Origin of the sequence: Streptomyces sp. S3(2020) (assembly GCF_013044505.1) — a bacterium.
In the GTDB taxonomy this organism is placed as follows: domain Bacteria; phylum Actinomycetota; class Actinomycetes; order Streptomycetales; family Streptomycetaceae; genus Streptomyces.
Genome location: NZ_JABERD010000003.1, coordinates 80,573 through 106,092, shown reverse-complemented (window position 1 = coordinate 106,092; position 25,520 = coordinate 80,573). Strand labels below are relative to the sequence as shown.

Annotated in this window: 18 protein-coding genes; 3 read left to right on the top strand and 15 right to left on the bottom strand. The window is 68.0% G+C overall.

Annotated elements, in window-relative coordinates:
* Positions 1 to 17 precede the first annotated feature (17 nt).
* Positions 18 to 1,487 carry an MFS transporter gene (locus HLK59_RS02240; RefSeq protein WP_171139445.1) on the bottom strand — a complete coding sequence of 490 codons (1,470 nt, stop codon included), beginning with the start codon at positions 1,485 to 1,487 and terminating at the stop codon, positions 18 to 20.
* Positions 1,488 to 2,513: 1,026 nt separating this feature from the next.
* On the opposite strand from HLK59_RS02240, the gene HLK59_RS02235 reads away from it, so the two are divergent.
* Positions 2,514 to 3,470: a LacI family DNA-binding transcriptional regulator gene (locus HLK59_RS02235; protein ID WP_171139444.1), complete on the top strand. Its 957-nt coding sequence runs from the start codon at positions 2,514 to 2,516 to the stop codon at positions 3,468 to 3,470.
* A gap of 174 nt (positions 3,471 to 3,644) precedes the next feature.
* Here HLK59_RS02235 and HLK59_RS02230 read toward each other — a convergent pair whose 3' ends face one another.
* The 5 genes from HLK59_RS02230 to HLK59_RS02210 form a co-directional block, all read right to left on the bottom strand.
* Positions 3,645 to 4,847, bottom strand: a complete 1,203-nt coding sequence (locus HLK59_RS02230) for a family 1 glycosylhydrolase (RefSeq protein ID WP_171139443.1) — start codon at positions 4,845 to 4,847, stop codon at positions 3,645 to 3,647.
* A 517-nt stretch (positions 4,848 to 5,364) separates the two neighbouring features.
* Positions 5,365 to 5,976 (bottom strand): TetR/AcrR family transcriptional regulator, encoded by a 612-nt coding sequence (locus HLK59_RS52290; RefSeq protein ID WP_171139442.1) that lies wholly within the window; start codon positions 5,974 to 5,976, stop codon positions 5,365 to 5,367.
* 238 nt (positions 5,977 to 6,214) lie between these two features.
* Positions 6,215 to 8,332 (bottom strand): hypothetical protein, encoded by a 2,118-nt coding sequence (locus tag HLK59_RS02220; protein WP_206326677.1) that lies wholly within the window; start codon positions 8,330 to 8,332, stop codon positions 6,215 to 6,217.
* Between the two features lie 26 nt (positions 8,333 to 8,358).
* Positions 8,359 to 10,809 carry a glycoside hydrolase family 2 TIM barrel-domain containing protein gene (locus HLK59_RS02215; RefSeq protein WP_171139440.1) on the bottom strand — a complete coding sequence of 817 codons (2,451 nt, stop codon included), beginning with the start codon at positions 10,807 to 10,809 and terminating at the stop codon, positions 8,359 to 8,361.
* Between the two features lie 672 nt (positions 10,810 to 11,481).
* Entirely contained in the window at positions 11,482 to 12,372 is an 891-nt protein-coding gene (locus HLK59_RS02210; protein WP_171139439.1) for a hypothetical protein, read from the bottom strand.
* A 427-nt stretch (positions 12,373 to 12,799) separates the two neighbouring features.
* On the opposite strand from HLK59_RS02210, the gene HLK59_RS02205 reads away from it, so the two are divergent.
* Positions 12,800 to 13,186, top strand: coding sequence for a zinc ribbon domain-containing protein (locus HLK59_RS02205; protein ID WP_346779625.1), 387 nt, complete (start codon positions 12,800 to 12,802; stop codon positions 13,184 to 13,186).
* Between the two features lie 478 nt (positions 13,187 to 13,664).
* Here HLK59_RS02205 and HLK59_RS02200 read toward each other — a convergent pair whose 3' ends face one another.
* Together HLK59_RS02200 and HLK59_RS02195 are read right to left on the bottom strand one after the other, a co-directional pair.
* Positions 13,665 to 14,318, bottom strand: a complete 654-nt coding sequence (locus HLK59_RS02200; RefSeq protein WP_171139438.1) for a response regulator transcription factor — start codon at positions 14,316 to 14,318, stop codon at positions 13,665 to 13,667.
* Between the two features lie 848 nt (positions 14,319 to 15,166).
* Positions 15,167 to 16,300 carry a VOC family protein gene (locus HLK59_RS02195; protein WP_171139437.1) on the bottom strand — a complete coding sequence of 378 codons (1,134 nt, stop codon included), beginning with the start codon at positions 16,298 to 16,300 and terminating at the stop codon, positions 15,167 to 15,169.
* A gap of 122 nt (positions 16,301 to 16,422) precedes the next feature.
* Between HLK59_RS02195 and HLK59_RS02190 the strand changes: the two genes are divergently transcribed.
* A complete protein-coding gene (locus tag HLK59_RS02190) occupies positions 16,423 to 17,139 on the top strand; it encodes a TetR/AcrR family transcriptional regulator (protein WP_171139436.1) in 717 nt (238 codons plus the stop codon).
* An 804-nt stretch (positions 17,140 to 17,943) separates the two neighbouring features.
* Here HLK59_RS02190 and HLK59_RS02185 read toward each other — a convergent pair.
* Genes HLK59_RS02185 through HLK59_RS02155 form a run of 7 tightly spaced genes read right to left on the bottom strand, consistent with a single transcriptional unit; the run spans position 17,944 to position 25,385 of the window.
* Positions 17,944 to 19,602 carry a urocanate hydratase gene (locus tag HLK59_RS02185; RefSeq protein WP_171139435.1) on the bottom strand — a complete coding sequence of 553 codons (1,659 nt, stop codon included), beginning with the start codon at positions 19,600 to 19,602 and terminating at the stop codon, positions 17,944 to 17,946.
* A 26-nt stretch (positions 19,603 to 19,628) separates the two neighbouring features.
* On the bottom strand, positions 19,629 to 20,507 hold the full coding sequence (locus HLK59_RS02180) for a 3-hydroxyacyl-CoA dehydrogenase family protein (RefSeq protein WP_171139434.1): 879 nt from the start codon (positions 20,505 to 20,507) through the stop codon (positions 19,629 to 19,631).
* 17 nt (positions 20,508 to 20,524) lie between these two features.
* Positions 20,525 to 22,036 (bottom strand): aromatic amino acid ammonia-lyase, encoded by a 1,512-nt coding sequence (locus HLK59_RS02175; protein WP_171139433.1) that lies wholly within the window; start codon positions 22,034 to 22,036, stop codon positions 20,525 to 20,527.
* Positions 22,037 to 22,053: 17 nt separating this feature from the next.
* Positions 22,054 to 22,944 carry an ABC transporter substrate-binding protein gene (locus HLK59_RS02170; protein ID WP_171139432.1) on the bottom strand — a complete coding sequence of 297 codons (891 nt, stop codon included), beginning with the start codon at positions 22,942 to 22,944 and terminating at the stop codon, positions 22,054 to 22,056.
* Complete coding sequence (locus HLK59_RS02165) at positions 22,937 to 23,665, bottom strand: ABC transporter permease subunit (RefSeq protein ID WP_171139431.1); 729 nt, start codon at positions 23,663 to 23,665, stop codon at positions 22,937 to 22,939. Before HLK59_RS02165 ends, HLK59_RS02170 begins: the two co-directional genes overlap by 8 nt.
* Positions 23,662 to 24,315 (bottom strand): ABC transporter permease, encoded by a 654-nt coding sequence (locus HLK59_RS02160; RefSeq protein WP_171139430.1) that lies wholly within the window; start codon positions 24,313 to 24,315, stop codon positions 23,662 to 23,664. The genes HLK59_RS02165 and HLK59_RS02160 overlap by 4 nt, the downstream gene beginning before the upstream one ends.
* Positions 24,309 to 25,385: an ABC transporter ATP-binding protein gene (locus HLK59_RS02155; protein ID WP_171139429.1), complete on the bottom strand. Its 1,077-nt coding sequence runs from the start codon at positions 25,383 to 25,385 to the stop codon at positions 24,309 to 24,311. The genes HLK59_RS02160 and HLK59_RS02155 overlap by 7 nt, the downstream gene beginning before the upstream one ends.
* Between the last annotated feature and the right edge of the window lie 135 nt (positions 25,386 to 25,520).

Here is a 25,520-nt window from a genome sequence, read left to right as displayed (position 1 = left end):
GGCCCGGAAAGACTCGGTCATGCGACCGCTTGGCCGACTTCGGCTTGGTCGAGTCCCTTGCCCTTCGGTATCAGCAGAATGAGGAGACCACCCAGTACGACACAGCCGGCCATCAGCCAGAACCCGTTGGTGAAGCCGCCGTCGCTGTAGAACTGGGTGCCCTTCGCAACCGTTCCGCCCTTGGCCATGACCACGAAGGTGACCTGGAGGACAACTGCCTGGACGACGCCCTGCACCATGCTCTGGGCCCCATTGGCCAGCGCCTGCTCCTCGGGCGGAACCGCCGCGATGATCATGATGGGCACGATGGCAGCCGTCATGCCCGTGCCCACTCCGGCTACCAGACCCATGATGATGATCTCGGACACCGAGTGGTGGAGAGAAGAGCCGAGAGCGAAGCCGGCGGCGGCGAAGAACGCGGCCGTGCCCAACAGGACGCGAGGCTCGATCCGTCGGGCCAGAACGCCTGTCACGACGGACACCGTGATGATCAGGACACTCATGGGGCTGGTGTAGATCGCGTTGTCCGTCGCCGACCAGCCCAGACCCGCGGACATGCCGGGGATATTGGGCATGAGGGCAAGCAGTTGCATGACCGTGCCCACCGAATAGACCGCCGCCGCGACCACCGCTGTGGCGATCAGCACGGACCAGACCCTGCGCCGCTTGAGCATCGAAACCGGGAACAGCGGGTGGGCGGCACGGCTCTCGACGACCGCGAAGGCGAGCAGCGCCAGCACGCCCGCACCGATGTAGGTGAAGATCTTGCCGCTGGTCCAGCCCCATTCGGCACCCTTCCCGATGGCGTACACGATGGCGGTGAGGCCACCCCCGAGCAGCACTCCGCCCAGCCAGTCCATGCGGGCCCGTTCCTCGCGGACAGGGCTCTCGGGCACGACGGCGATCAGCAGCACCAGGCTGAGCGCCGTGGCGAGCGCCATGGCCCACAGCGCGCCGCGGAAGCCGAAGTCGTCGATGACCCACCCGGTGAGGAACGGGCCGCCGAGCCCGACCAGGCCGAGACCGCCTCCCATGAGTCCACTGGCAGGCCCGACCAGGTGGCGGGGGAACACGTCACGGGCGATCGAGTAGGAGAGCGCCGCGATCGGTACGTAGAAGCCTGCGATGCCGCGTCCGACGAGCAGCGTCGCGTAGTTCGACGCGACGGCCGCGATGACGTCGCCGGCGAGCCCGAGCACTGAGATCACGATCATCACGCGCCTCTTGCCGTACACACCGGCGGCCTTCACCACGAAGGGCATGATGAACGTACCGATCAGGACGCCCAGCAGACTGAACCAGGCGATCTGGGTGGTGCGGAAGTGGATCGCGATCGCGGACTGCGCGTTGCCGGCCAGGATGCTCACGATGGGGAGAATCTGCGCGGTCCACACCAGGGCGAGCAGGATGAGTGTGTGCCGGACACCAAACCGGATCTTGGCGTTTGGTTCTGAAGTGTCCTCGGTGGTGGCTAGTTTCTGTGACATGTGCGGTCCTTCAAGTAGGTGGTACGGGGACTTGCGGGGTCCTCCGGAGTCGGCGTGCGGGTTGGGCTGGGCACGCAGTGGCCGACCCAGGGAGTGGGGGCGCTGCCGCGGGCAGCTCGATGACGAAGGCGAGTGACAGGCGGCCTCCGCTCATGGAGACCTGGCGGCGGTCTGGACGCTCCCGGCCATGTCAACGATTCGGAGTGTGTCCCGATGGGTGGCCGTGACCCGACTCCGGCGCTTTGCGCTGGCGGCAAGACGACGACCACGTCTGCCCGCCGTTCCGTGACCGTTGAATCCAGATCGTGGGTCCGGTCGAGCGCGAAGCCGCCGCCCTTCGTGGCAGGCGGTCACAAACGGCAGGTCCCCGACGTGCGGCCCCGCCTCTACGGGCGCAGACCACCGGGGCGTAAGTCGCTTTTGGCGAAAATCTTGAGTTCGCGGACAAGGCGTTCGACCCGCGAGTTGACGTCGCCGACCTTTGCCCGCGCCGCGTCCCCACAGGTCCCCGAGGCGGTGCCGGTGACCTTGCGTCGCAGCCTCACCCAACGCTTTCGCCCACTCCGACGACCGTGGTCGGTCGGTTGGAACAGACGAAGTCGGTGAGTCGCCCCCCAGGGGAGGCTTTCGGTAGCCGGGGCGCCCGATCGGACCCCCTGCCGCCCGGCGGTGCCCACCACCGAGGAAGCCCCCGAGCTTGCCGCGTCCGACGTCCACCAAGCCCCGTTCCCTGACGGCAGAGCGGGCTTCTCGTCCAAGGGCAGGGCGGCGAGCACTGCCCGGATGTCCGTTGTCTTGTCCGCGGCCGGGCGATGCGCCCGTATGTCGCTGAAGGCGGAGCTCGCCATGTAAGGCTCCCGACACGTCGTCGTGGTCCAGGTACCGCGCGGTGACAGGTCCTCGTCCGTTAACGCGCGTCAAAAGCAAAGCAGAGCTTATTAACGCGCGTCAATAGCGATGTAAACTGTAAGTGTCGCGCGTCAATGACGTCTGGGCGACCTGAACTTCAAGGCAAGGGAGGCAGCGGTGATCGCTACCAGTCAGGACGTCGCCGACAGGGCAGGTGTCTCGCGATCCACCGTCAGTCAGATCCTGAACGGCCGCGGAGAGCACTTCGCGGCGGAGACACGCGCACGGGTGCACCAAGCCGTCGACGAACTCGGATATGAGCCCTCCGCCGCGGGGCGCACCCTGGCCAAGGGCTCAAGTGACATCGTCATCGCACTCATCCCCGACACGACCTTCGGTGGAAACCTTCAGGACATCTACGGAGCCCTGACCGACGAACTGTCAAAGCGCGGACTCGCCCTGGTCCTCCGGCTCTCGACACACACCTCAGCGTCGCTGGATCGCCTCGTCATCGGCATGAAACCGCGGGCAGTCCTGTCCCTCACTCCGTTCTCCGACGACGACAGGCACCTGCTTGAGCGTAGAGGCGTCGAGGCGATCGACCCGGAGAGCTCGTCACACCCTGATTCCAACTCCGAGATCGGCAGACTGCAGGCGCGCCACCTGATCGATCGGGGCTATCGGCGACTCGCCTATGCCCATTTGCGCGATGCGCGCAGCGACACCTTCGGCGGTCCTCGCGAACGTGAGTTCGTGAACGAATGCCGTGCACGCGACATCGACGACCCGCGGATCCTCACTCTCGGGATCAACGCCGAGGACGCGGTGGCCGCACTGGACCAACTCGGCGAGCCGGGCTTCGCCATCGGCTGCTACAACGACGACGTGGCGACCGCCCTGCTGCACGCCACAGCACTCCGAGGATGGCGGGTGCCACACGAACTGGCACTGATCGGCATGGACCACACCCCCCTCTCCCGCCTGACGACTCCCCCACTGACGACCATGGAGTACGACACGTCCCTGGTGACGGAGGCGACCGTGCAATCGATCCTCTCCCGCCTGGACAAGGGGGGATTCATCGGCGCGCGCGCCGAGGTCCGTTTCCAGTTGATCGAGGGTGGGACCACTTGACCCCGTCCGGTTGACCAACTCGCCTGCACGTCGGAGCCGGAGCCGTGCACTGCGGTCTGGGCGTCTGCACTTCCGGGCGCGGCCGGCCTCCGTCGCCGTCCGGGAGAGCGGGATGACCTCGTCCGACCCTTCCGGCACCCGACGATGGCTGCCAGCCGCAGGCAGCCCTCGCCCTCAGGCCCTGGCTTCCAGAATGCCGCCGTTGCGGGCGACACCGCCGAGCCAGGAAAGACTCGGCTTGGGCGTGCGCCCGAACGTCTCACGGTCGACGGCTATCAGCCCGAACGTCGGCGCCCAGTTACCCCATTCGAAGTTGTCCAGTGCCGACCAGTGCAGGTACCCGCGGACGTCGATGCCCTCGGCGACGGCTCCGTACAAGTGCCTCAGCGCCTCGGCCGTATAGGCGATCCGGCGAGTGTCGTCGGAGGTGGCGATGCCGTTCTCGGTGACCAGCAACGGGATCCCTTCGGTGGCCTCCCAGGCGTGCCGCAGCGCGATGCCGAGCGCGTCGGGCCGATACGCCCAGCCGGTCTGGGTGTTGTCGGGACTCTGGGGCACGGGAACGATGCCGTTCTCGTCCACCGTCTGGCTGGTGTACGACTGCACCCCCAGGAAGTCGTCCCCGCGGGCCCCGTGGTGGTAGAGATCCTCCCAGGCCCACCGTAGGTCGGCGTAGATCTTCTCGCTGCCGGGCGCGGGAACCAGGGACTGCTGCGCCACGGTCCATCCGACCTTTGCCGAGGTGCGCTCGCGCACGACGCCCACGGCGGCCCGGTGCGCGCGCACGAGGGTCTCCCCGATGTCCTGGTCAGGGGTGGGCATCCGGACGTCGGCGCCGAGGTTGAGATCCACGCCCTGGGCCATCGCCGCCGCCATACCGCTCATCATGGCCAGGATGTTGGGCTCGTTGATGGTGCAGACCCAGGTGACGTCGTGGAGGATGCCGCAGACGCGCTCGACGTACGCGGTGAACCGGTCGACGGCGGTCGGGCTCGCCCATCCACCCTCGTCGGCGAACCAGCGAGGGCCGGTGAAGTGGTGCAGGGTGACGACGGGTTCGAGGCCGAGGCCGCGCGCCGTGTCGATCATGCGGCGGTAGTGGGCGAGCTCGGCCCGCGAGAACTCTCCGGGCTCCGGTTCGACGCGCGCCCACTCGATGCCGAACCGGTAGGCGTTCAGACCCGCGTCTGCCAGCAGCCGCATGTCCTCGCCGTAGCGGTGGTAGCTGTCGCACGCGTCGCCGCTGGGCTCCAGGCGGCCTTCGTTCTGGTGTTCCGTGCGCCACCAGTCGCTGTTGAGGTTGTTCCCCTCGATCTGGTGCGGTGAGGTGGACGCACCCCACAGGAAGTCGTGGCGAAGGTCGGGGTTGCGGCTCATCGGATCGCCTCCAGGCTCGCGGTCAGGTGGTCGGTGGACACAGGGACGCCGGGGAAGTGCGGGTACGGACGCCAGGATGGATGCGACAGCGTCCGCGCGGGGTCGCATCCCGCGTGCGTCGACGATGGTCGACTCGCCGACGCGGGATCGCTCGTGGTCGGGCCCGGCCTTGTGACGGCGGACCTCGGGCGGACCTTGCGTCCGACCCCGTGCAGGCCGCGCCCGCCTTGTCGAACGGCCGGGTGGTCGGAGACCCGCTCCTGAGCGCGACGACATCCTTCGCGCCAGGTCGTGGATACCAGCTCGTGTTACCGGCCGAGCGGATCCCGCCCCCGGCCGCGAGTAGATCGCCCCGAGAGAAAACCAAGACCCGTGGGAGCGTCCTCCGGCCGAAAATCTATCATCTAAAAAACTTCAGGGCCAGCCTCCGCGCCCGGAGTACAAAGGCTCCGCCCGCACGGGGAGCCGGGGCGCGCTGCACGCGCCGCCCGCCGAGGCAAGCAACCGTCGAGCCCGGTCAGCCGGCCACTTCCGACTCCCCCGTGCCGGTCGAAGGCAGCAGCATCCGCGTGAACGTCTCCGCGATCGCGGCGATGTCCACCGAAGGGTCGTGCATCCACTGGACCTGCAGGCCGTCCAGCACCGCGAGCAATGTCCTGGCCAGGTGGCCGGCAGGTTCGTCGGCCCGGACCTCACCGTCGCGCTGCTGCTGCTGAACATACTGGGTGATCTCGCCCGCGAGGTTCCGGTAGCGCTCGGTGAAATAGCTGTGCGCCGGGCTCTCAGGATCCGTGGCCGCCGCGGAGAGTGTGACGTACAGCTTGGCCAGGCCCGGATGGTCGGTGGTGTGGCGCGTGCTCGCCACCATGCCATCGATCATGGTCCGGCCCTCGTCGGCGAAGGCCTTACCCACCACATCTCGCCGGTCCAGAACCGCGAGAAGCAGTTCGTCACGCGTGGGGAAATAGTAGGTCAGCGCCGGCTGTGTCACCCCGACCCGGTCGGCAATGTCCTGGAGTGAGGCTCGCTCTCCGTGCTCGTCGATGGCTTCGTAGGCAGCCTCGAGAATCTGTTCCCGGCGCTCCGCGCTCTTGCGATACGGACCTCGTGGCTTTCGCTGGTTCGTCACCGGACAGACCGTACTTCACCGTTTTCGTCGGCGAGTCGGCGTGGGCCTGCGCCGTTGCGCCTCTGCGGTCGCTCGCCGCCGGCATGAAGGTACAGCGGGGCGGCCCGCGCCACCCTGTGTGTGGCGCGGGCCGCCCCGCCACCTCAGAGCGGCAGGGAACCGGTTTCGTCAGGGAACCGGCGCCCGCCCAGCCGCTCCGAGATCTCCGGGCCGTCTCACCGACGGCCGGTCCGGTCCGTCAGGGCCAGACGGTGAAGCCCTCGTGCCGGACCTGCCAGCTGCCATCGCGCGGAAAGCCCGGGCATTCGGTACCGGCGGCGTCTGTGGAGTCCCAACCGGCCGCCATGAGGGACACAGCAGCGAGCAGACCGCCGTTGGCCGCGTTGTACAGCGGCAGGGCGCTGCCGAACTGCGGGTTGTGGCCGACCAGCGAGTACGTGTTCTTCGGTGTGTCCATGAGCAGGGCGTCCACGGCGAGGTCCGGGCGCCCCACTCGGGTGGCGGTCATGGCCACGGCCGGGAAGTCCCAGCCCCATGCGGACTCCCACTGCCAGTCGTCAAGAACATCGAGCAGCGTTGCCTCCATCGTGCCCGCGTCGATGAGCGGACCGGCGGGGACGACACCTAGGGCGAACAGCATCGAGGGGTGGTCGTCGCGGCGAAGATAGGGCTCGGTCGCGATCGCCGTGTACGTCCCGCGCTCCGGATCCTGGTGCGGCGCGGCCAGGTGGTCCTGGACGTGTTGCCACCGCTTGTCACGTTCCAGGCCGAGGCGCTCGCGCCAGGACTGGGCAATCTCCAACCCGTACCACCAGTAGGCGAGTTCGAAGGTGGGGTCCTCGGTGGTCCGGGCGTCGTAGAACTCCTGCGCGGGCATCACGGGCGCGGGCAGGTGGTAAGTGCTGTCGCGCTCCTCCACGAAGGAAGCCATGAACCGAGCCGTCTCGTCGACGAGTTCGGCGAACCGGCTGACCAACTTCGCCCGCTGGTCCTCGTGCCTGCTGCGGTAGAGCAGTTCGAGCAGATAGAGGGGATGGGGCTGCTGCCAGACGAGCAAGGCGCCGATGTCCGAGGGGCTTTCCCGGCCGTCCGGGCCGACGTGCTTGGGCCAGCGAGCGCCCTCGTAGCACTGCCGCTGGGCCGTTTCGCGCGCAGAGCCGAGGATGGACAGATACCAGTCCATGCTGCGGGCGAGCAGTTCGGGGCGCCCCCAGGCCGCGAAGTGAGCCGCGTGCCACCAGTGCATCTCCAGATGGAACTTGCCGAACCAGGAGTTGGCGACGAGTCCCGACTCCTGGGGCGGGAGGGAGCCGGAGTTGTTCACGGCCGTCTGATACTGCGACAGCACGACGCGCCGTTCCAGCTCCGCCGCCCGCGGGTCGGTGCTGCCCGTGAAGTCGACGGCGGCACCCGAGGTCCAGAAGTCGCGCCACCAGGCCGAGGCCGTGCTGGCCACGGTCTCGAACGTGCCGCCCGCAGGCTCGCCGTCAGGAGCGAAGTCGACCACAAGCTCGAGCCTGTTCGCCGAACCGGACACCTCGAACTCGTGAGGCACCTCGGTCGCGGCCAGCGAGCCCTCGGTCCAGTCGAGCCGTACCGCGTAGGTCGTGTCGTCCAGCACGCGCTGGATCCTGGCCGCTCGCTGCCCCAGCCGCTCCAGTGTCGACTCGTGCCGGTCGGAGGACGTCCAGTCGGAGGTCTGGAAGAAGCTGTCACTGGCGTAGGGGAATCTCAGGACCACCCCAGCGAGACCGCACGCCAGCAGCTCCGATTCGACACGGAAGGCGACCTGTGCGTGGTGCGGGTGGGCGACCGTGGTGACCCGCACCTCCTGACCGGCGTACTCGAAGCTGCTGTTGATCGTGCCCGACCACAGGTCAAGTCGCTGGCGGGGGTTCGTGAGCACCTCCGGGTCCGTCTCGGGCGCGGCGCCGGGGGCGGGGCGCAGACACAGTCCGACCCGTCCGAGGTCGATCCGGTGCGGGTTCATGTGCAGCCAGGCTCCGGCGCGGAACTCCTCCGCCACCTCGCCGCCCCTCATCGAGGCGACGTCGAACTTGTCCGGGTACCGGACCGGGCCACGTGCCGTCTCATAAGTCGACATGGCGTCATCGAGGACGAACTCGTCGGGGTTGGGCATCGAGTGCCATCCCCAGTTCGACAGCGTCGCGCTGGGGACGGCGAGGCGCTGCTCGGCGAGGGCCGCGGACGGGTCGTGATAGGAGGTGAACGTCTGCATGCCGGTGATGTCGGCGGTGTACGCGAAGTCACCGTTGCCGACTGTCAGGACATGAGAGGAATCGGGTCGGGTGATCTCGACGGAGTGGCGGCGGACAAGGGACTCACGGTCGATCATGGTCACAGTTCCTGGTAGTGGTGGTTCTACGGCTGCTGTTCGGCCGTGACGACGACCTCCACCGGATCACATCCCGGAGCGGTTGCGGTGAGACGGATCTTTCCGCTGGAGGTGGGTCGCAGGACGGCCAGCGCGCGCCCCTCGTACGTGTGGCGTTCCGTGGTGTCGAACCGTTCCTCGGTCGACGGGGCTGCGCTGCCGAAGCCGATCAGCTCCCCGGCTCCGGACACCTCGACGCTGATCAGGCGATCGGCGCCGGTGTGGCAGGTGCCCCGCTCGTCGGTGAGGGTCAGGGTGACGAAGGCCAGGTCCCCGCCCGTCGCGCGGATGACCTCACGGTCGGCCTCGGCGGTCAGCCGTACAGGCCCATTGGCCCACCGCAGGCTGGTGCGGCCGGTCTCCACACCGTCCCGGTAGGCGACGGCGACCAGTTCCCCGGGCACGTAGACGATCTCGAACTCGGTGCGGAAGCGGTGCTCAGCACCCACCGGCCGTCGCCCGAAGGAGTTTCCGTTGCCCACCAGTTCGACTTCGTCCGCGTCGCTGTAGACCTCGACCGTGACCGGTCTGCCCTCGAAGCCGGGCCAGGTCCAACTGGAGACCGCATCGCTCCAGGCCCACGGCGAACCTGCCCAGGTTTTGCCGTGGTGCTCCGGACGGCGAACCGCGATGTACGGCTCGGCCCGCAGGCCGAAGACGATCTCACGGTAGTAGGAGGCGGGCCGGCGATGCCCGGTGATGTCGATGTCGCCGCACCCTGCCACGAGGTGCGGGTAGGGCGCGTTGTGCGCCGGCCGGGGGGTGTCCTCGGTGAGGTACTGGGGCTGGCCGATGCCGACCTCGCCCAGGTAGTCCCAGCCGGTCCAGGTGAAGTCACCGATGACATGACCGTGCTCCTTCACCAGCCGCCAGTTGCCTGCGATACGGGTAGGGAACGTCTCGGTGCCGAGGATGATCCGGCTCGGAAACAGGTCGCGGTCCAGGGCGTAGCGGGCGTCGGCGTAATTCATGCCGGCCACGTCGAGAGCGGCGAAGGATTCGGCCGTGCGCTCGCTGACCAGCCCGGAGGAGCTGACCGCGTTCATCGCGTCGCCCGCGTCCGCCATCAGGGTGTTGATGCCGGCGCCGTCCTCCGCGGCCTGTTCCAGTGCCTGCTGCTGGAGGGCGCCCAGCTCGGACATCACGGCGAGCATGCCGTTGACGGCGTTGGTGACGTAACGCGTGGCGTCCAGGGCGCGGACCTTCTCGGCGAGCCTGCGTCCCCACACCGCGCCGAAGGGCGAACCGGTCTCAGGGATCTCGTTGCCGATCGAGTACATGACGACGCTGGGGTGGTTGAAGTCCTTGGCGACCATCGCCTCGACGTCGCGTTCCCACCACTCCGGGAAGTTCAGGCTGTAGTCGAACTCGCTCTTGCCGGACGTCCACACGTCGAACGCCTCGTCCACGACGAGCATGCCGAGGCGGTCGCAGGCGTCCAGCATTGCTTTACTCATCGGCTGGTGGGAGATACGGATCGCGTTGAACCCGGCGTCCTTGAGGATCTCCACCCGCCGCTCTTCGGCTCTGGCGTAGGTCGCCGCGCCGAGGACGCCGTTGTCGTGATGGACGCAGGCGCCCCGCAGCTTCACGGTCTCGCCGTTGAGTCGCAGTCCCCGGACCGGGTCGAGTCGCAGCGAACGGATACCGAAGGTGACCTTCTCCTCGTCCACGTCCTTCAGGGCCACGCGGCAGTCGTAGAGACTCGGCGTGTCGGTGCTCCACCGGGCCGGGAAGGGAACGTATAGGCGCTGCCGGACCGTCGCCGGCTCACCGGGCAGCACCGTCACCTTCGACAGGTCGCTCGCGACAACCGCCCCGGACGCGTCCCGTATTTCCGTGGCGACATCGAGCGTACGAACCTCGATCGAGTCGTTGGCCACGTTCGTCGCGACCTCGACCACGGCACGCGAGTCGTCGATGTCCGGGGTGGTGACCTGGACGCCGTCGGGCGCGATACGGACGGCCTCTCCGACGAGCAGCCAGGTGCCGCGGTAGATTCCCGCGCCCGTGTACCAGCGTGAGTCACGGTGAGCACGGGCCTCGACCCGAATCTCGTTCTCCGCGCCGAACCGCAGGAATCGATCGGCGTCAATGCGGAAGTGCGAGTAGCCGTACGGCCGTTGGCCCGCGTACGCGCCGTTGATGTGGACGGTGCCGTCGCGGTACACGCCTTCGAACTCGACAAAGATCCGCTTGCCCCTGTGCTCCTCGGGCACGAAGAAGGTCTTGCGGTACTCAAAGACGCCGCCCGGGAAGTACGCGCCGGCGGCACCCTCCATCGTGATCTCGCCGTCCGGGGCCGAGCGCTGCTGATCGATCATCGCGTCGTGCGGGAGCGTCACCGGCCTGAAGGGGACCACGTGACCTGACAGTTCGGCGAACGGGTTGACCTTGGGCCGGACCTGCCAGCCGTCGTCGAAGGACGTGCGGATCATGTGGTCTCCATGAGTTGTCGGCTCACCGCCATAGAGGGGCACACGCACACGGTCCCGCAGGACGCGATACGCCCCGGCGACCTCACCTTGAGTGACCGCGTTGTTTCAGCTGTGAAAATCTATCATTTAAAAAAGTTGGCGACCAGGTTGACCACTCCCACCGGTCCGCCTCGGGGACGAGACGACACGGGAACTGTGACGGCAAGCCGGCTTGTGACCTGCGGTCCGCTTTGTCGGCCCCGGGAATGAACGACGGAAAGGTCCGATTCCTCGGCGTCGCCGCAGGCCTCCGTCGGACGCCGACGGAGAGCCCGGGTGCGGCGAGGTCACCATGATCAACAAGGATGTCCTCGCGGCGGCTCTGTCACCAAAGGTACTGAGCCGCCCGGCTCGGCGGGAAGCCGCGGGAGCCGCGGCGGATGCCGACCGGCTGTGCCTGTCCACAGATCAGCCGAGTGCGACAGACAGTGCCTGCCGCCACTTGGAGAACAGCGCCGCCCGTCTCCACCACGACAACGTCCTCACGGCCAGATGACCGGTCGCCAGCGGCATCACCGAAGGAGCAGCACGCCATCTGGTGGCCGACCGACTCGTCACCAAGCCCCCGGCGACAGCCGAGACGTACGGTCTACCGCCGGGCCTTCTCCTGTCCTTGAAGGACACTGGCCCCGATCAGTCGCAGTCCTCGGAGGTGACCGGGGCGTCCTGGGCGCGGATGGTGCCCGCGGGAAAGTCGTTCTCGTCCAGCACGTCCGCCTTTGAGGTGGTCTTGAACGCGGGCGAGGTGACCCGGATGCTGCCGCTGTCCTCCCAGCCGTTGATTCCCTTCTTGCCATCCGGATTCAGCAGCGTGTTCTTCTCGATGACGAATACCGGCTGACTGACCACGGAGCGGATCACCGGAACCCGCTCGAAGTGGCCCTTGGTTCGTGCGGGCACACTGATCGTCACCGCGCGGGAGATCGTCTTCGTCTCCCCGAACGACCAGGAGTTGGTCACATCCGCGTTGCCGCTGAGCGAGAGCACATCTTTGATCACGGTGATGTCGAAGCCGCCGCCGACGGAGACGGAGGTGGTGTAGGTCTCGCTGGTCGAGAAGCTCTGGGTCACCGACTCGGTCAGGGTGACCTGATCCCCGCAGTTGACCATGGGCCGTGAGACCTGCTGAGCTGGTCCGAGTGCGTCCTTCACCTCGGTGACCGGCCACTCGCAGTGGCCCTCGAAGGCGTGGAGTTCCACGCTGGATTTCTCCAGGAAGGTGCCTTTGGCTTCGTCCTCCGCGATGGCGCCGCTCACGGGGTCGTAGAACCAGTAGGTGACATCCGTCCAGTATTCCTTCTTGCGGGGGGCAGGGCAGAGCTGTGCCATCAGCGCGCCGGTATCGAAGGTCTCCCGCGTGTTCAGGTCGAGGACAGGCGACGGGTCGGCGGGCAGCAAGGCGCCGTAGGCGGTAGACAGGATGGTGGTGGTAGTGATGGTTACGCCGATGGCGGCGAGCCCCAGTATCTTCTTACGGCGCGACAGCCGGGCACGATGCGATGATCCCGCTTTCCTGACAGACACTCAGAACTCCTTGCACTTGGCAGACATGGCGTCTAGTCCCTGGTCGATTCGGAAGCCTCGAGTCGGAGTCGAACTACCTGACACCTGAACTTTTCGCGCGCGGGTTGCGGTCCGTAGGCCGTGGACCGAGTCCGGAGGGAGGTTTCCGTGCGTCAGGTTTTCACTCAGGCCTCAGCAGCCACTAGAGGCAGATATCCCTACCGGTGGTGAAAAAGTTCAGCGAGATTCTTGTGTGGAGAAATACGAGGCGTTTCCGCCTGGGAGGAATCGCATCGTGTGGTGGCGATGCGGAGCTGCAGGTCAATACTGTTGCCAACACCCGTACAGGCGGCGGCGCTTGAGGCGGCCCTGCACGCCTGCAACGAGACGGCGTCCTGGGCGTCCGGAGTCGCCTTCGAGAGGGATGTGAAGCGGACCTTCACGTTGCGTGACCACGCCTACTCCGAGATCGGGAACTTTCGCAAGCGCGTACGGCTTCGCAGACCCCAACGGGCCACCTCCAACTGGGGCACCTCATCGCGTACAAGGCCCACAAGGCCGGGATTCCGTGTTATACGTGGACCCGGCATACGCCTCCCGCACCTGTGCCGAATGCGGCCACGTCGACAAGGCCAACCGGGTCCCTCAAGTCTGGCCCGCGTGCCGGTCCTGTGTACTCGTTGAGCACGCGGATCGCAACGACTCCCGCAGCATCCGCGCTCGCGCGGAAGAGTCGCGGCGACGCGAGACGCAGTCGACCACCCCAGGCCCGCCCCCGAACCCGAACCCAGGCGTGGGACAGGACAGGACGCAAGCGCGGCACCACGCCCAGTGACGCCCGCTCTGCAAGCCCATCGCTTTGGGTAGCCGACAGAGCGTAGAAGGACTCACGGAGCGCGCTGTCCGCCGGGCTGCGCTTCTGCCCGGGATCGAATCCACAGGGGTAGGCATCAGCGAGGTCGCCGATCTCCCACGCCGTTCGATGATGCATACCTCGAGTGCCTACGCCAGGCTGAGATCACGCTCGGCGACCGATCTTCGTCCGCCGCCGGGGCGACGCACCTCCGACGCCCTGGCATAGCGCTGCCGCACACCTGGCAGGCAACGGAGGGGCTTGCCTGCCCGTCACCGAGAACGGCATCTCCGCCGCCGAGGACACATGGCGGGCCTGCACGACGGAGGCGCTGAGGCAGCCCTACGAGGGACGAGGGCGAGGTGATCCAAATGTCGACGCGCCCCCGGGGAGAATCCCGAGCTGTGCCCGATGCGCGAGGAGGCCAACGCCGCATGGTTGATAGTAGGCGGTTTCGGTGCTAATCGGCGCGAAGCCACAACAGGACGGCCGCCGTACGGTTTGAGATCCCGAGCTTGCAGTAGATGCTGCTGAGGTAGTTGCGGACAGTCTTCCGGGTAAGCGCAAGACGCTGCCCGATCTCTGTGACCCCCACTCCTGATGCCAGAAGATCCATGACTTCCTGCTCGCGCGGCGACAGTTTCTCCCGAAGTCCGACGACGGCGCCTTCTCCTGGGCCCGCGGCTGGAGGGATGCTCTTGATCAGTGCGTCGGCGGCCGCCGGTGAAAAGCATGTGTGCCCTTGTACGACATTCTCTGTCGCCACGGTCAGCGCGCGGCTGCACAAGTCCTCATCGACCAAATAGCCGACGACTCCGAGGTTCAGCGCGGTGATGACCTGCTCGGCGTCGGCGGTGGGGCAGACCAGGAGCACGGGAAGCGACCGCTCCCCCATGGCCTCATGCAACCGTGGCAGCTCACGAACAGGGTCATGACAACGCAATACGACGACATCACACGAAGCACATTCGAAGGTGGAGCAGGGAGGACGTATCCAGCGCACCCTCAGCGTCGTGTCGTTCATGTCCGGCCACTGCCGGCATGGCCAGTCACCCTCGCGGCACACCACGGCCACGTCAATCGTCACTTGTTGCCGTCGTGTCCACTCTTTCATCGCGCCACCTGGCGCGATGGCCTGTGACCAGCGGCGCCGTGATCAGCGCGGCTGACCACTTCCGCGGCCTGTCGCCACTGCGTAGATGGGTGATGAGGGCGCCGATGAGCAAGAGCAGCAGTCCGATGTCGGCAAAGACGTCCTACAGCGGTATCGAGAGGCCAGGGAGCAGCGCGGACGCCGTCGGCCGCTTCCGGTACGCCGATGACACGTCCCGTCAAGGTCAAGAGCCGGCTCTCCACAGCCAGTCGGCGCATCCGTGGAAGGGCCAGGATCCTGGCCGTGCCCAAGGTGGGTAAGAACGTGGCGAGCAGCGCGACGAGCACACTGGATCTGACGCTCATGGGGCACCTGTACTTTCCTGTGATCGTGCGGCGACTTGGAATCGTCCTGGCGGGAGCCTTCGCCGCCTGGAAGCACCGCCGGAGGGTGGCGTCGAGGGGTGCCACAGGGTTCGGGAAGCCGAGGGGGCGGAACCGCAAGAGCCCGCTTTCCGCGATGCGGCCCGTAGGAGGGCGACCGGTCCGTGTACCGTGCGCCGAGCCCGTCCATAGCCCGTTCGCGTGCCGGTGGGCTTCTGCCGGCAGTCCGGCGACGGGTGGGCTCACCGGCTCACGTTCTGGCACGGTGTGACGCTCATCGGGTGTCCCGTACAACGGTGCGCTGCCTGCCGAGGCCGACCGCGCCCCTCCCCCCTCGACGGCTATACGGCCACGCTCGCCGCGGCCTCGGCGACCGCCATCCGGCCGCCGAGGAGTTCGTCGGTGGTTAGGGCGTCATCTCCGCCACGGTGGTGCCCGTGCGAGTGAGGACCCTCCGCGCGTCGACGGTACGGAGGACGGAGGTACTCATGACGCGGCTGCTTTCAATAGGCCCCGAAGGCTGTGCCGGTCGAACTCGTTGTCTTCGCGCAGCGCACCGGCCATCGCACGCAGTTCGCTCAGGGATTCCCGGCCGGGCTTGACGCCGAGGAAGTCCTTGCTTGGCGGCGGTCCCCACTGGGACAGAGTCGATACGGCGAAGACGCCCCACCCAGGTTCGAGTGTGCAGTCGAACAGGTCGCCGTCCGTGAAGTGCTCGACCAGGAATCCGTCGGGGTCGCGCCAGTAGTCGAAGATCTGGCTGCCGTCGATGTGCCGGCCGATGCCCCAGGATCTCTGGTAGCCGTGTTGGAGCAGGTACTGGCCGCCGGCGGCCAGGGTGTCGAGGTCGGCGACCTGGTAGGCGGAGTGCACGTACTTGTTCGTCGGGCCGAGGTTCATCGCCACGGTGTGGTGGTCGGCGGGGGTGCTGCCGCGGTCACAGCGCAGGAAGGCCATGACCGGCCCGCGCTCACGCTGCTCGGGGAAGTACTGGAAATCGCTGACGATCATCCCGAGATGCTCGAGATACCAGTCGAGCGCCTCGCGGAACTTCGTCGACTGCAGGACCACATGTCCGATGCGCTGCGCCTTCGCCGGGTCCCGCGGCGCTCGCTGGCCTGCGTTCACCCGTGTGACGTCATGCCCGAAGTTGAACTCCAGCGGCTCCTGACCGGGCAGCGGGGGCAGCTCGTGCGTGCCCGAGACGACCCGCACCCCGAAACCGCTCGGGTCCGTCAGATCGACGCTGATGCCGCCCAGGCTCTCCGGCAGCTTCGCGGCCTTACGGCCGGTTGCCTCAGCAAGCCGCAGGACGTCCCTGTCGTCGGTGGCCCGGAAAGCCGACCCTACGAACCGTGACCTCGGGCCACGACGGATGACCACACATGGCGAACCCGGGTCCGTGCCGCGCAACTGCAGTTCGTCCGCCGTGCGCAGCGACACGGTGAAGCCGAAGGCACGGGCGAACAGCTCGGCCCGCTCAAGATCGGGCTTCTCGAACTCGACCCAGGCCACGTCGTGCACCTTCACGACCGGATTCTGTGCCCGTCCCGGGTGCTCACCCCTCAGCGCGCCCTGCTCGCTGTGCAGATCCGTGTGCGGATCACGCAGGCTCCCCATGGCAACTCCCCTCCAAAATTACTGATGAACACATCAGCCACGATGGTATCGTCAGTAAAACAGTACATGACGAAATCATCAATTGTGATCTGTGTCGCTTCGGTCGGGAGAGGGAAACAGGCATGGCCCAACAGACGGGGAGTGTCAGCCGCCTGGAACTACGCAAGGCCCGCACCCGCGCCGCGCTCGTCCAGGCCGCCCAGGCCTTCATCGCCACAGGACGGACGAACGTCGCGATCCTGGACATCACGCAGGCCGCCGATGTGGGGATGGGGTCGTTCTACAACCACTTCCGGAGCAGAGAGCAGCTCTTTCAGGCCGCGGTCGAGGACGCGCTTGACGTGCACGGGGACCTGCTCGACGAACTGACCTCGGAACTGACCGACCCGGCCCACATGTTCGCTCAGAACTTCCGGATGACCGGACGTCTACACAGGCATCGCCCTGAACTGAGCAGGGTTGTCCTCAGGAGCGGGCTGGACATGGTCGGCTCGGGCCGAGGCGCCTCCGCCCGTGTTCGTCGGGACATCGACGCCGCGGTGCGAGCAGGCCGCTTCAGGGCACGCGACACCGAACTTGCCCTGGTCGTCGTGGTCGGCGCGATGCTCTGCCTTGGGCAATTCCTGCACGATCATCCAGAGCGGGACGACACCGAGGCAACCGACCAGATCATTGAGGAACTGCTCCGCATGTTCGGCCTGTCCGACGACGAAGCTCGTGAAATCTGCGGCCGCCCCCTGCCCGACCTCCCGGCGGCCCCGGTGGGGCTGCGCCCTACCGGACCACCGCAGACATCCGGGACGAATCCCTCCCTTCGGGAGGATGGTGCCGGCTCATGAACCTGCACCGAGTTCTGGGCGGCCTGGCATCGTGGCGGTCCTCGGCACCGGCACGGCAATCACGTCATCGCCATCGCCTCTCGCCGTGAGTCCGCCCGAGTTGCGACATCCTGCGCCCTGTTTGCCTCTGGCCTTCGGCAATGCCGCGGTCCGCGCCCGTCCCTCGTCACATGGAGCCATTGACCAGTGCCGCAATCAGACCCTGTGTGGTGGTCGAGCGACGGACCGCGCCCGCCACGGTCGCCGAACCCGGTCAGCACGGTGTGGTCGAAGCCAGGGTCCGTCAGCTCCAGGCCCAGCAGCTACTTCACGTCGATCCTGGCCTGCACCACGTACATGGCCTGGCGATCGGTCAGGTTCTCGGCGAACTAAAGGTTGCTGATCAACACCAGTCGGCCGGGCGAGATGCCAGGACGTCCCCGGACGCCGCAGGCTGCCCTGAACTCCTTCTCCAGGAACAGCAGACCGAGACTGTCCCAGATCCTCATCGCCAGACACCCTTGGGGAACGCTACCCAGGCGACAACCCGTGTCATCACGGGCACCTCCGCCTCCGGGCCCGCCACATGGACACAGCACCACCGCCCCCGAGTTCCGCGGCTGAACGCCCAGTTCGCGCCCTCAGAACCGCCTGCACCACGTACTCACGGACCGGAATGTCACCCGGCTGGCGACCACAGCGGCTTCACCCAATGGAGCAACGGGGTTCATCGACGGGTTCTACAACAGACGCCGCCTGCGTAAGCACGTCCACTGGGGCTACCTCACGGCGAAACAACAACATGTCGAAGATCACGGGGGAACATCACCGCGATGGAGCCCTCTTTGCTCGGACACTTCCGTCTCCCCTGCAACTCGGCATACCCAGTCCGAAGGACTCCCGTGTGGCGATGGCGGTCGGGTAGCCAGCGTCGGCCTGCCGGATGACGCCGAGCCCGGTGTCGGCGTCCATGACCCGCTTCAGGCGGCGCCCCGCCTCAGGGGTGCCGTCGGCGATGGTGGTCGGGCCGGAGTTGAGGCCCTTGAACCCCCAGCCGATGACCGAGGTGAGGTCCGCGCCGGCGATGCCGTTGAGGATCGCGTTGAGCAGCGGCCAGTCGCCGACGCAGTCGCTGCCGTCCAGCATGTTCTCGGTCTCGCGGTACCGGGCGGTCACGCTCCCCGCGTCGAGATGGTCGCGGCTGAAGGCGACCGGGCCGGTGATCTCGCCGCGCGCGATCATGTCGTTGACCACGAGGGCGGCTCGGGTGCGTTCGGTGTGGCCCAGCCAGCACACCCGGGCGGGCAGTCCGGTGAAGGCGATCTCCTTGGCCCGCCCGAGCCAGTCGACGACCCGTGGCACGTCGGCGAACTCGCGCAGGAGCATGGCGTCGATCGCGTGGATCGTATCGGGGTCGCCCTGGATCGCGATGATCCGGAACGGCCCGACGCCCTGGCAGAACAGCGGGCGGATGAACATGTCGATGAACCCGCCGATCTCGAACGCGTCCTCGACTCCGGCCTCCAGGGCCTGCTTGCGGAGGTCGTTGCCGTACTCGAAGACGATCGCGCCCTTGCGCTGGAGGTCGAGCAGGCCTCGTACGTGCTCGGCGAGGGTCGCGGTCGAACGGCGCCGCAGTTCGTCGGGGTCGGTGCGCAGCAGGTATTTCGCTCCCGCCTCGTCCAGGCCCTCGGGGAGGTAGCCGTGCAGCGGGTCGGTGGTCGTCTGGTCTGTCACCACGTCGGGGACGACACCTCGGTCGGCGAGTTCGCGCAGCACCTCGGTGATGTTCGCGGCGATACCGAAGGAGGCGGCCCGCTCCTCAGTGGCGGCTGCGAGCCACTCGTCGACGCCCGCGCCGATGTCGTCGGTCATCGTGTCGAGGTAGCCCTCATCGATCCGGCGCCGCAGATGGCTCGGCTCGGCGTCCACGACGAGGATCGACGCACCGGCGAGCTTGCCCGCGAGGGGCTGGGCGCCGCCCATGCCGCCGGCGCCGGTGGTGAGGATGGTGCGCCCGCGCAGGGAGCCGCCGAGGGACTGGCGGGCGGCCTGCATGAACGACTCGTAGGTGCCCTGGATGATGCCCTGGCTGCCGATGTACTGCCAGGCGCCGGCCGTCATACCGTCGACCATCAGGAGTTCCTTCGCGAACAGCTCCTGGGTCTCCGCCTCGGTACTGCCCGTGGCCACCCCGTTGACGATGATCACGAGGGGGGCGTCGTCCGAGGTGCGGAACACCCCGACGGGTTTCCCGGACTGGACGACCAGCGTCTGGTCGGTCTCCAGCTCCTTCAGGGCCCGGACGATGGCGTCGAAGGCGTCCCAGTCGCGGGCGGCCTTCATGTTGCCGCCGTAGACGACGAGTTCCTCGGGGATGGCGGCGTTCTCCAGGTTGTTCTCCAGCAGGCGCAGGATCGTCTCCTGCCGCCAGCCCTTGCAGCGGAGTTCGGGGCCGCGAGCGGCGGTGATTCGGCGGGGCATGGTGTTCTCCAGGGAGGGGTGTGGGGTCATGGTCGGTCGCGGGCCAGGTCGCGGGCCAGGGTGAGGAAGGCGGTGCGGGCGTGTCCGGCGCGCGTCAGGCGGTCCGCGGCCCATGCGTAGAAGCCGGAGCCGGACGTGGCTCCGCGGCGGCCCTCGGCGCACAACTGCTCGATGAGTTCGGGTACTTCGGCGTCGGTGGACAGGGCGGGCATGATCACCTTCGAGACGCGCCGCACGGTGTTGAGCCCGGCGAGGTCCATCAGCTCGAAGAGCCCGGACGCGCACCAGCGCGGGCCGAGGGTGCCCGACACGGCCAGGTCGATGTCCTCGGCGGAGACGACGCCGGCGGCGACGAGGGCGAGTGCCTCGCGCATGAGGGCGTACTGGAGGCGGTTCACGACGAATCCGGGTATGTCCTCGCGGACGAGGACCGTCGACTTCCCGAGCGACGCGCATACGCGCTCGGCTCTCTCCAGGGTGTCGGGCGCGGTGTCGGCACCGAGGACGAGTTCGACGAGCGGCATGTGGGAGGCCGGGTGGAACCAGTGCATCCCGAGGAGGCGAGAAGGGTTCCGCAGGCCCCGCGCCAGTCGGGTGATCGACAGGCTCGACGTGTTCGTCGTGAGCACGCCGTCCGCGGCCAGGCACGGTTCGACCTCGGCGAGGAGCGCGGTCTTGAGGCCCAGGTCCTCCACGATCGTCTCTACGACCAGATCGGCGCCGTTCGCCGCGTCCGCCGCCGAGTCCGCCCCTGCGACGGCCCCGTCGAGGTCGGCCCGCACGGCGGCGACCGTCTCCGGCGAGCGGGACCAGACGGTCACCTCGTGTCCGGCGGTGACGAACACCCGGGCGATCTCGCGTCCCATCGTGCCGCCGCCGAGCACGGCGACCCGGAGCGGTCCCAAGACACCCCCGCCGGCGCTCACCGGGCAGGCTCCGCTACGGAGTTCGGCCTCGCGCCGCGCAGCACCAACTGTTTCGCCGCCTCGATGGGGCCGCTCAGCTCGGTCTGCGACTCGTACGGTTCCACGGCGGAACGCAGCGCCCGGTAGGCGGCGCCGGTGCCCTGGCCGAGCGCGGTGGGCATGTGGAAGTCCAGCGCCTGCGCCGCACACAGCAGCTCGATCCCCACGACCCCGGCGGCCCGGTCCAGGAGGGTCAGCAGCTTCTGGCCCGCGTTCACGCCCTGGCTGATGTGGTCCTCCTGCCCGGCCACGGTCACCATCGAGTGGACCGACGAGGGACCGGCGAGCTGCCGGACTTCCCCGAGCATCGCCGCGGCGGTCACCGGCAGCACCATCAGGCCGGACTCCGCGCCACCGCGCCGGGAGAGGAACGGCGGCAGCCCGCTCAGGGAGGAGTTGGTGAGGCGGTCGAGCCGGGCGTGGGACATGTTCGCCACCGACGCCATCGCGATGGCGAGGTAGTCGAGAGCCTGGGCGCAGGCCGCGCCGTGCCCGTTGCCGTTGGCGAGCACCTCGACCTCGCCGTGCTCCGTTGTCCGGAAGGCCGGGTTGTCCGTCACCGAGTTGATCTCGATGGTCACCGTGCGCCCGGCGAAGTCGAGCAGGTCGCGGGCCGCGCCGTGCACCTGGGGCACACAGCGCAGGCTGAGCGCGTCCTGCAACCGATGGTGGCGGTTGGCGGCAACCGGCTCGCTGCCGTACAGGAGTGACATGAGACGGGCGGCGGTGCGGACCTGCCCCGGCTGCGGGCGCAGGTCCTGTACGGCCGGCTCCCAGCCGCGCGTGTTGCCGCGCACCGCTTCCAGGCACATGGCCGCGGTCACGTCCGTGGCGTCGACGAGCGTGGCGGCGCGCTCCAGTGCGAGGGCCGCGAGCGCCGTGATCTCGTAGGTGCCACTGATCATGGCGTGCCCCTCGCGGAGCACCGGACCGTCGGTGGCGAGACCGGCCCGGCGCATCGCCACGTCTCCGGGCAGTACGGCCCCGCCATGGCGGGCCTGCCCGGCGCCGAAGGCGACCAGCGCGATGTGCGCGGGCGCGGTGAGGTAGCCCACCGAGCCCTGCGCGGGAGCGATCGAGACGACACCCCGGTTGAGCATCGCCGCGAGCCGTTCGACGAGTTCGGGCCGGACGGCGCTGCGGGCCCGCGCGAGCGAGACGAGCAGACACGCCATGATCGCGCGGACGGTCCGGTCGTCGTACGGCTCACCGACGCCGGTCGCGTGGGCGCGGAGCATCGCGAGCTGTATCTCGTCGTGCGCGGCCTCGCCCACCGGGGCCTTGTACAGATCCCCCACCCCGGTGGTCAGACCGTAGATCGGAGCTCCCCGACGATGAGTCGCCTCGACGGCGCGGTACGTCGACTCGCACCGCGCGAGTGTGTCGCGGTCCACCTCGACAGCAGCCCCGGCGGCGATCGCGGTGATGTCCGCCGGGCCCAGGTCACCGGCACCGATCTTGATCATCATGCCCGCTCCGTCCGGAGTCACAGGTTGTTGGCCTTGAGCCAGCTCTTCGCGACCGTGGCGATGGCCTGGTGCTCGTTGCTGACTTTGTCGTTCATGTCGATGAGGTCGTCGGTCGTTAGTTTCGCCGAGACCGCGTCGAGAGCCGTGGTGATCTTGCTGGAGTTCACTGAGGCCCGCACGAGTGGCGCGATGTTCTGCGGCAGGAAGAGCCCCTTGTCGTCCTTGAGGACGGTGAGGGACTTCAGCGCCGGGTCCGTCGAGAGGAGCGGCGCGACGTCGATCTGCCCGTTCTTCAGCGCCGCCAACGTCAGCGGCCCCGCAGAGTCCAGTGGCACGAACGACTTGAAGGTGATCCCGTACACCGACTTGAGGCCTACGACGCCCTCGTACCGGGTCTTCCACTCGGGCGCGCTGCCCTCGGACAGCTTCGAGGCGTGCGGGGCGAGCGAGCTGATGGTGGTCAGGCCGTACTTCGAGGCGGTGTCCCTACGTACGGCGAGCACGTTGACGTCCTGCGCCGCCGCGGCCTTGAGCATGGTGACGCCCTTGGGGAGCTTGGACGTGAGCGTGGAGGTGAGCTCGCTCGCTGTGACATGCCCGACCTTGGGGTCCAGGTAGGACAGCAGCGCGCCCTGGTAGTCCGGGATGATGCCGATGGAGCCGTCCTTGAGCGCCGGTATGTAGGTCTCACGGCTGCCGATGTTGAACTTCCGGGTGACCTTGACGCCCGCCTTCTCCAGCTGCTGGGCGTAGATCTCCGCGACGAGCTGGCTCTCGGAGAAGTTGGCGGAGCCGACCACGACGTTCGACGAGGAGCCGGTCGTACCGGAGTCGGAGGACGACGAGCATCCGGCGAGGGCGAGGGAGGTCGTGGTCAGGGTGGCGGTGAGGAGGATACGTCTACGCATTGCTTTCTCCTGTGCTGCGGATCATGAGGGAGGGGCGGAGCCGGACGAGGCGTCCGGTGCTCCTGGAGAGCCCGGGGGACACCAGGACTTTCGAGAGAAGGGCGAAGACGGCGTCGACCGCGATGACGAGTGCCGCGATGAGGACGCCGCCGGCGAGCATCTGGGAGAGGTTCTGCTGTGCCTGGCCGTCGATGATGAGCCGCCCCAGCCCACCGAGCGACACATATGCGGCGATCGCGGCGCCCGAGATGACCTGGAGGAACGCGTTGCGTACGCCGGCCAGGACGAGCGGTGCCGCGCAGGGCAGTTCGACGCCGAAGGCGATGGCGAGCGGGCCGAGCCCCACCCCGCGGGCGGCGTCGAGGACGTTGCGGTCGATCGCGTCGATGCCGGCGACGACATTGGTGAGGATCGGCGGCACCGCGAGGAGCACGAGGACCACGGTGCTCGGCAGGTAGAAGGCCAGCTTCGAGTGCATGTGCGGGGACAGCAGGATGACTAGCAGGACGACGACACCCAGGGTGGGCAGTGCCCTCAGCGCGTTCGCCAGCCCCACGACCGCGCGCTTACCGCGGCTGGTGTGGCCGACGGCCAGGCCGAGCGGCAGGGCGATCAACAGCGCGATCGCCACGGCGGCCACCGAGTACTCCAGGTGCTCGGCGAGGCGCGTCGGAACGCCGTCGCCGCCGGTCCAGTTGCGGGAATCGAACAGCCAGTTCATGCGTGCCTCACTCGGCTCGGCGGACGCCAGGGGGTCAGGAGACGGCCGAGCGCGAGGACGACCAGGTCGAGGACGGCCGCGAGGGCGAGGCTCAGCACGACACCCACGACCACGGGATCGAGGTAGAGCTGCTGGGCGCCCTGGGTGAAGAGCTGGCCGAGCTGCTCCACTCCGATCAGCGAGGCGATGGAGGCGATGCTCACGTTGGTGACGACGGCGACCCGCAGGCCGGCCGCGATCACCGGTACGGCCACCGGAAGCTGGACGAGCAGCATCCTCGCCAGGGGGCGGTAACCGATGGCGACCGCCGCCTGCTCCGTCTCGGCCGGGACCGAGTCGAGGCCGTCGACGACCGTCCGGATCAGAATCGACGTGCTGTAGACGACCAGGGCGATCACGACGTTCACCCGGTCGAGGATCTGCGTGCCGATGACCTGCGGCAGGATCACGAAGATCGCCAGGGAGGGGACCGTGTAGAGGATTCCGCTCACGCTCAGCACCACGGCCTTCCAGCGGCGCGAGCGGTGGATCAGCGCCCCGACGGGGATTGAGATCGCGAGGGAGACGAGGATCGGGACGACCGACAGATAGAGGTGAGAGAGCGTCAGGTCGGTGATGTACGACTGCTGTTGCCGGGCCCAGGTCAGCATGGCGCGCCCTCGCTCCGGCCCGCCGCCGCGATCTCGGGGAGCAGCGCGTCGATGGGCACGACCCCGACGGCCACTCCGTCGTCGTCGACGACGAGACCGGCCGACGTCGGGGAACTGAGCGCCGCGTTCAGCAGATCCCGGAGCGAGGCGTCCGGGCCCGCTGTGGCACCGCAGGGCACGAGGTGCTCGTGCTCGGCCTTTTCGAGGGGCGGCAGCCAGCCGAGCGGACGGCCCCACGCGTCGACCGCCAGACGCCACTCGCCGTCCGCCGTGGAGTCCAGCGGCACCGTGCGGACAGGCACGGGCCGCACACGGTCGGCCGACCGGAAGCCGAGCGAGCGGTAACCCCGCTCGTTTCCGAGGAACGTGGCCACGAACTCGTCCTTCGGGGCGGTGAGCAGCACGTCCGGCGCGTCGAACTGGGCGATGTGCCCGCCCTCGCGGAACACGGCGATCCGGTCCCCGAGGCGCAGCGCCTCGTCGACGTCATGGGTGACCATGATGATCGTCTTGCCGAACTCGCGCTGGAGCCGCAGGAACTCGTCCTGCAACTGCGTCCGCACGACGGGGTCGACCGCACTGAACGGCTCGTCCATGAGCAGGAACTCCGACTCGGCCGCCAGCGCCCGCGCGACACCGACCCGCTGCTGCTGGCCGCCCGACAGCTGCCACGGGTAGCGCCGGAAGAACTCCGGGCCGAGCCCGACGCGTTCGAGGAGTCCCCGCGCGACCTCGACGGCCTGCCGCCGGTCCTTCCCGGTGAGCCGGGCCGTCACGGCGACGTTGTGCTCGACGGTGCGGTGCGGGAACAGCCCCACGTGCTGGATGACATAGCCGACCCGGCGACGCAGCTCCGTCTCGTCCATGCGCGCGGCGTCCTCGCCGTTGAGCCGGATCGTGCCGGAGGTCGGCCGGATGAGGCGGTTCACCATGCGGAGCGAGGTGGTCTTGCCGCATCCGGACGGGCCGACGAAGACGGTGAGCCGGCCCGTCTCGGCGGTGAGGGACAGGTTCTCGATGGCCTTCGCCCCGTTGGGATACGTCTTCGAGACGCCGTCGAATTCGATCATGGTGCGACCTCAGTCCCGTACGCCGGTGCGCGCACTCTCGTTTTGCATCAGACGAAAACTACTCATGTCATGGAGTGAAACACATGGAGATTGCCTAATAAACCCCCACAAACGAACTGGAACCGCAAGGAAACG

Bases quoted from the DNA above. Each gene is read 5' to 3' on its own strand.
- HLK59_RS02220 (WP_206326677.1), bottom strand. From the start codon at position 8,332: ATGATCGACCGTGAGTCCCTTGTCCGCCGCCACTCCGTCGAGATCACC.
- HLK59_RS02170 (WP_171139432.1), bottom strand. From the start codon at position 22,944: ATGCGTAGACGTATCCTCCTCACCGCCACCCTGACCACGACCTCCCTC.
- HLK59_RS02230 (WP_171139443.1), bottom strand. From the start codon at position 4,847: ATGAGCCGCAACCCCGACCTTCGCCACGACTTCCTGTGGGGTGCGTCC.
- HLK59_RS02175 (WP_171139433.1), bottom strand. From the start codon at position 22,036: ATGATGATCAAGATCGGTGCCGGTGACCTGGGCCCGGCGGACATCACC.
- HLK59_RS02165 (WP_171139431.1), bottom strand. From the start codon at position 23,665: ATGAACTGGCTGTTCGATTCCCGCAACTGGACCGGCGGCGACGGCGTT.
- HLK59_RS02155 (WP_171139429.1), bottom strand. From the start codon at position 25,385: ATGATCGAATTCGACGGCGTCTCGAAGACGTATCCCAACGGGGCGAAG.
- HLK59_RS02190 (WP_171139436.1), top strand. From the start codon at position 16,423: ATGGCCCAACAGACGGGGAGTGTCAGCCGCCTGGAACTACGCAAGGCC.
- HLK59_RS02240 (WP_171139445.1), bottom strand. From the start codon at position 1,487: ATGTCACAGAAACTAGCCACCACCGAGGACACTTCAGAACCAAACGCC.
- HLK59_RS02160 (WP_171139430.1), bottom strand. From the start codon at position 24,315: ATGCTGACCTGGGCCCGGCAACAGCAGTCGTACATCACCGACCTGACG.
- HLK59_RS02185 (WP_171139435.1), bottom strand. From the start codon at position 19,602: ATGCCCCGCCGAATCACCGCCGCTCGCGGCCCCGAACTCCGCTGCAAG.
- HLK59_RS02215 (WP_171139440.1), bottom strand. From the start codon at position 10,809: ATGATCCGCACGTCCTTCGACGACGGCTGGCAGGTCCGGCCCAAGGTC.
- HLK59_RS02200 (WP_171139438.1), bottom strand. From the start codon at position 14,318: ATGAAAGAGTGGACACGACGGCAACAAGTGACGATTGACGTGGCCGTG.
- HLK59_RS02195 (WP_171139437.1), bottom strand. From the start codon at position 16,300: ATGGGGAGCCTGCGTGATCCGCACACGGATCTGCACAGCGAGCAGGGC.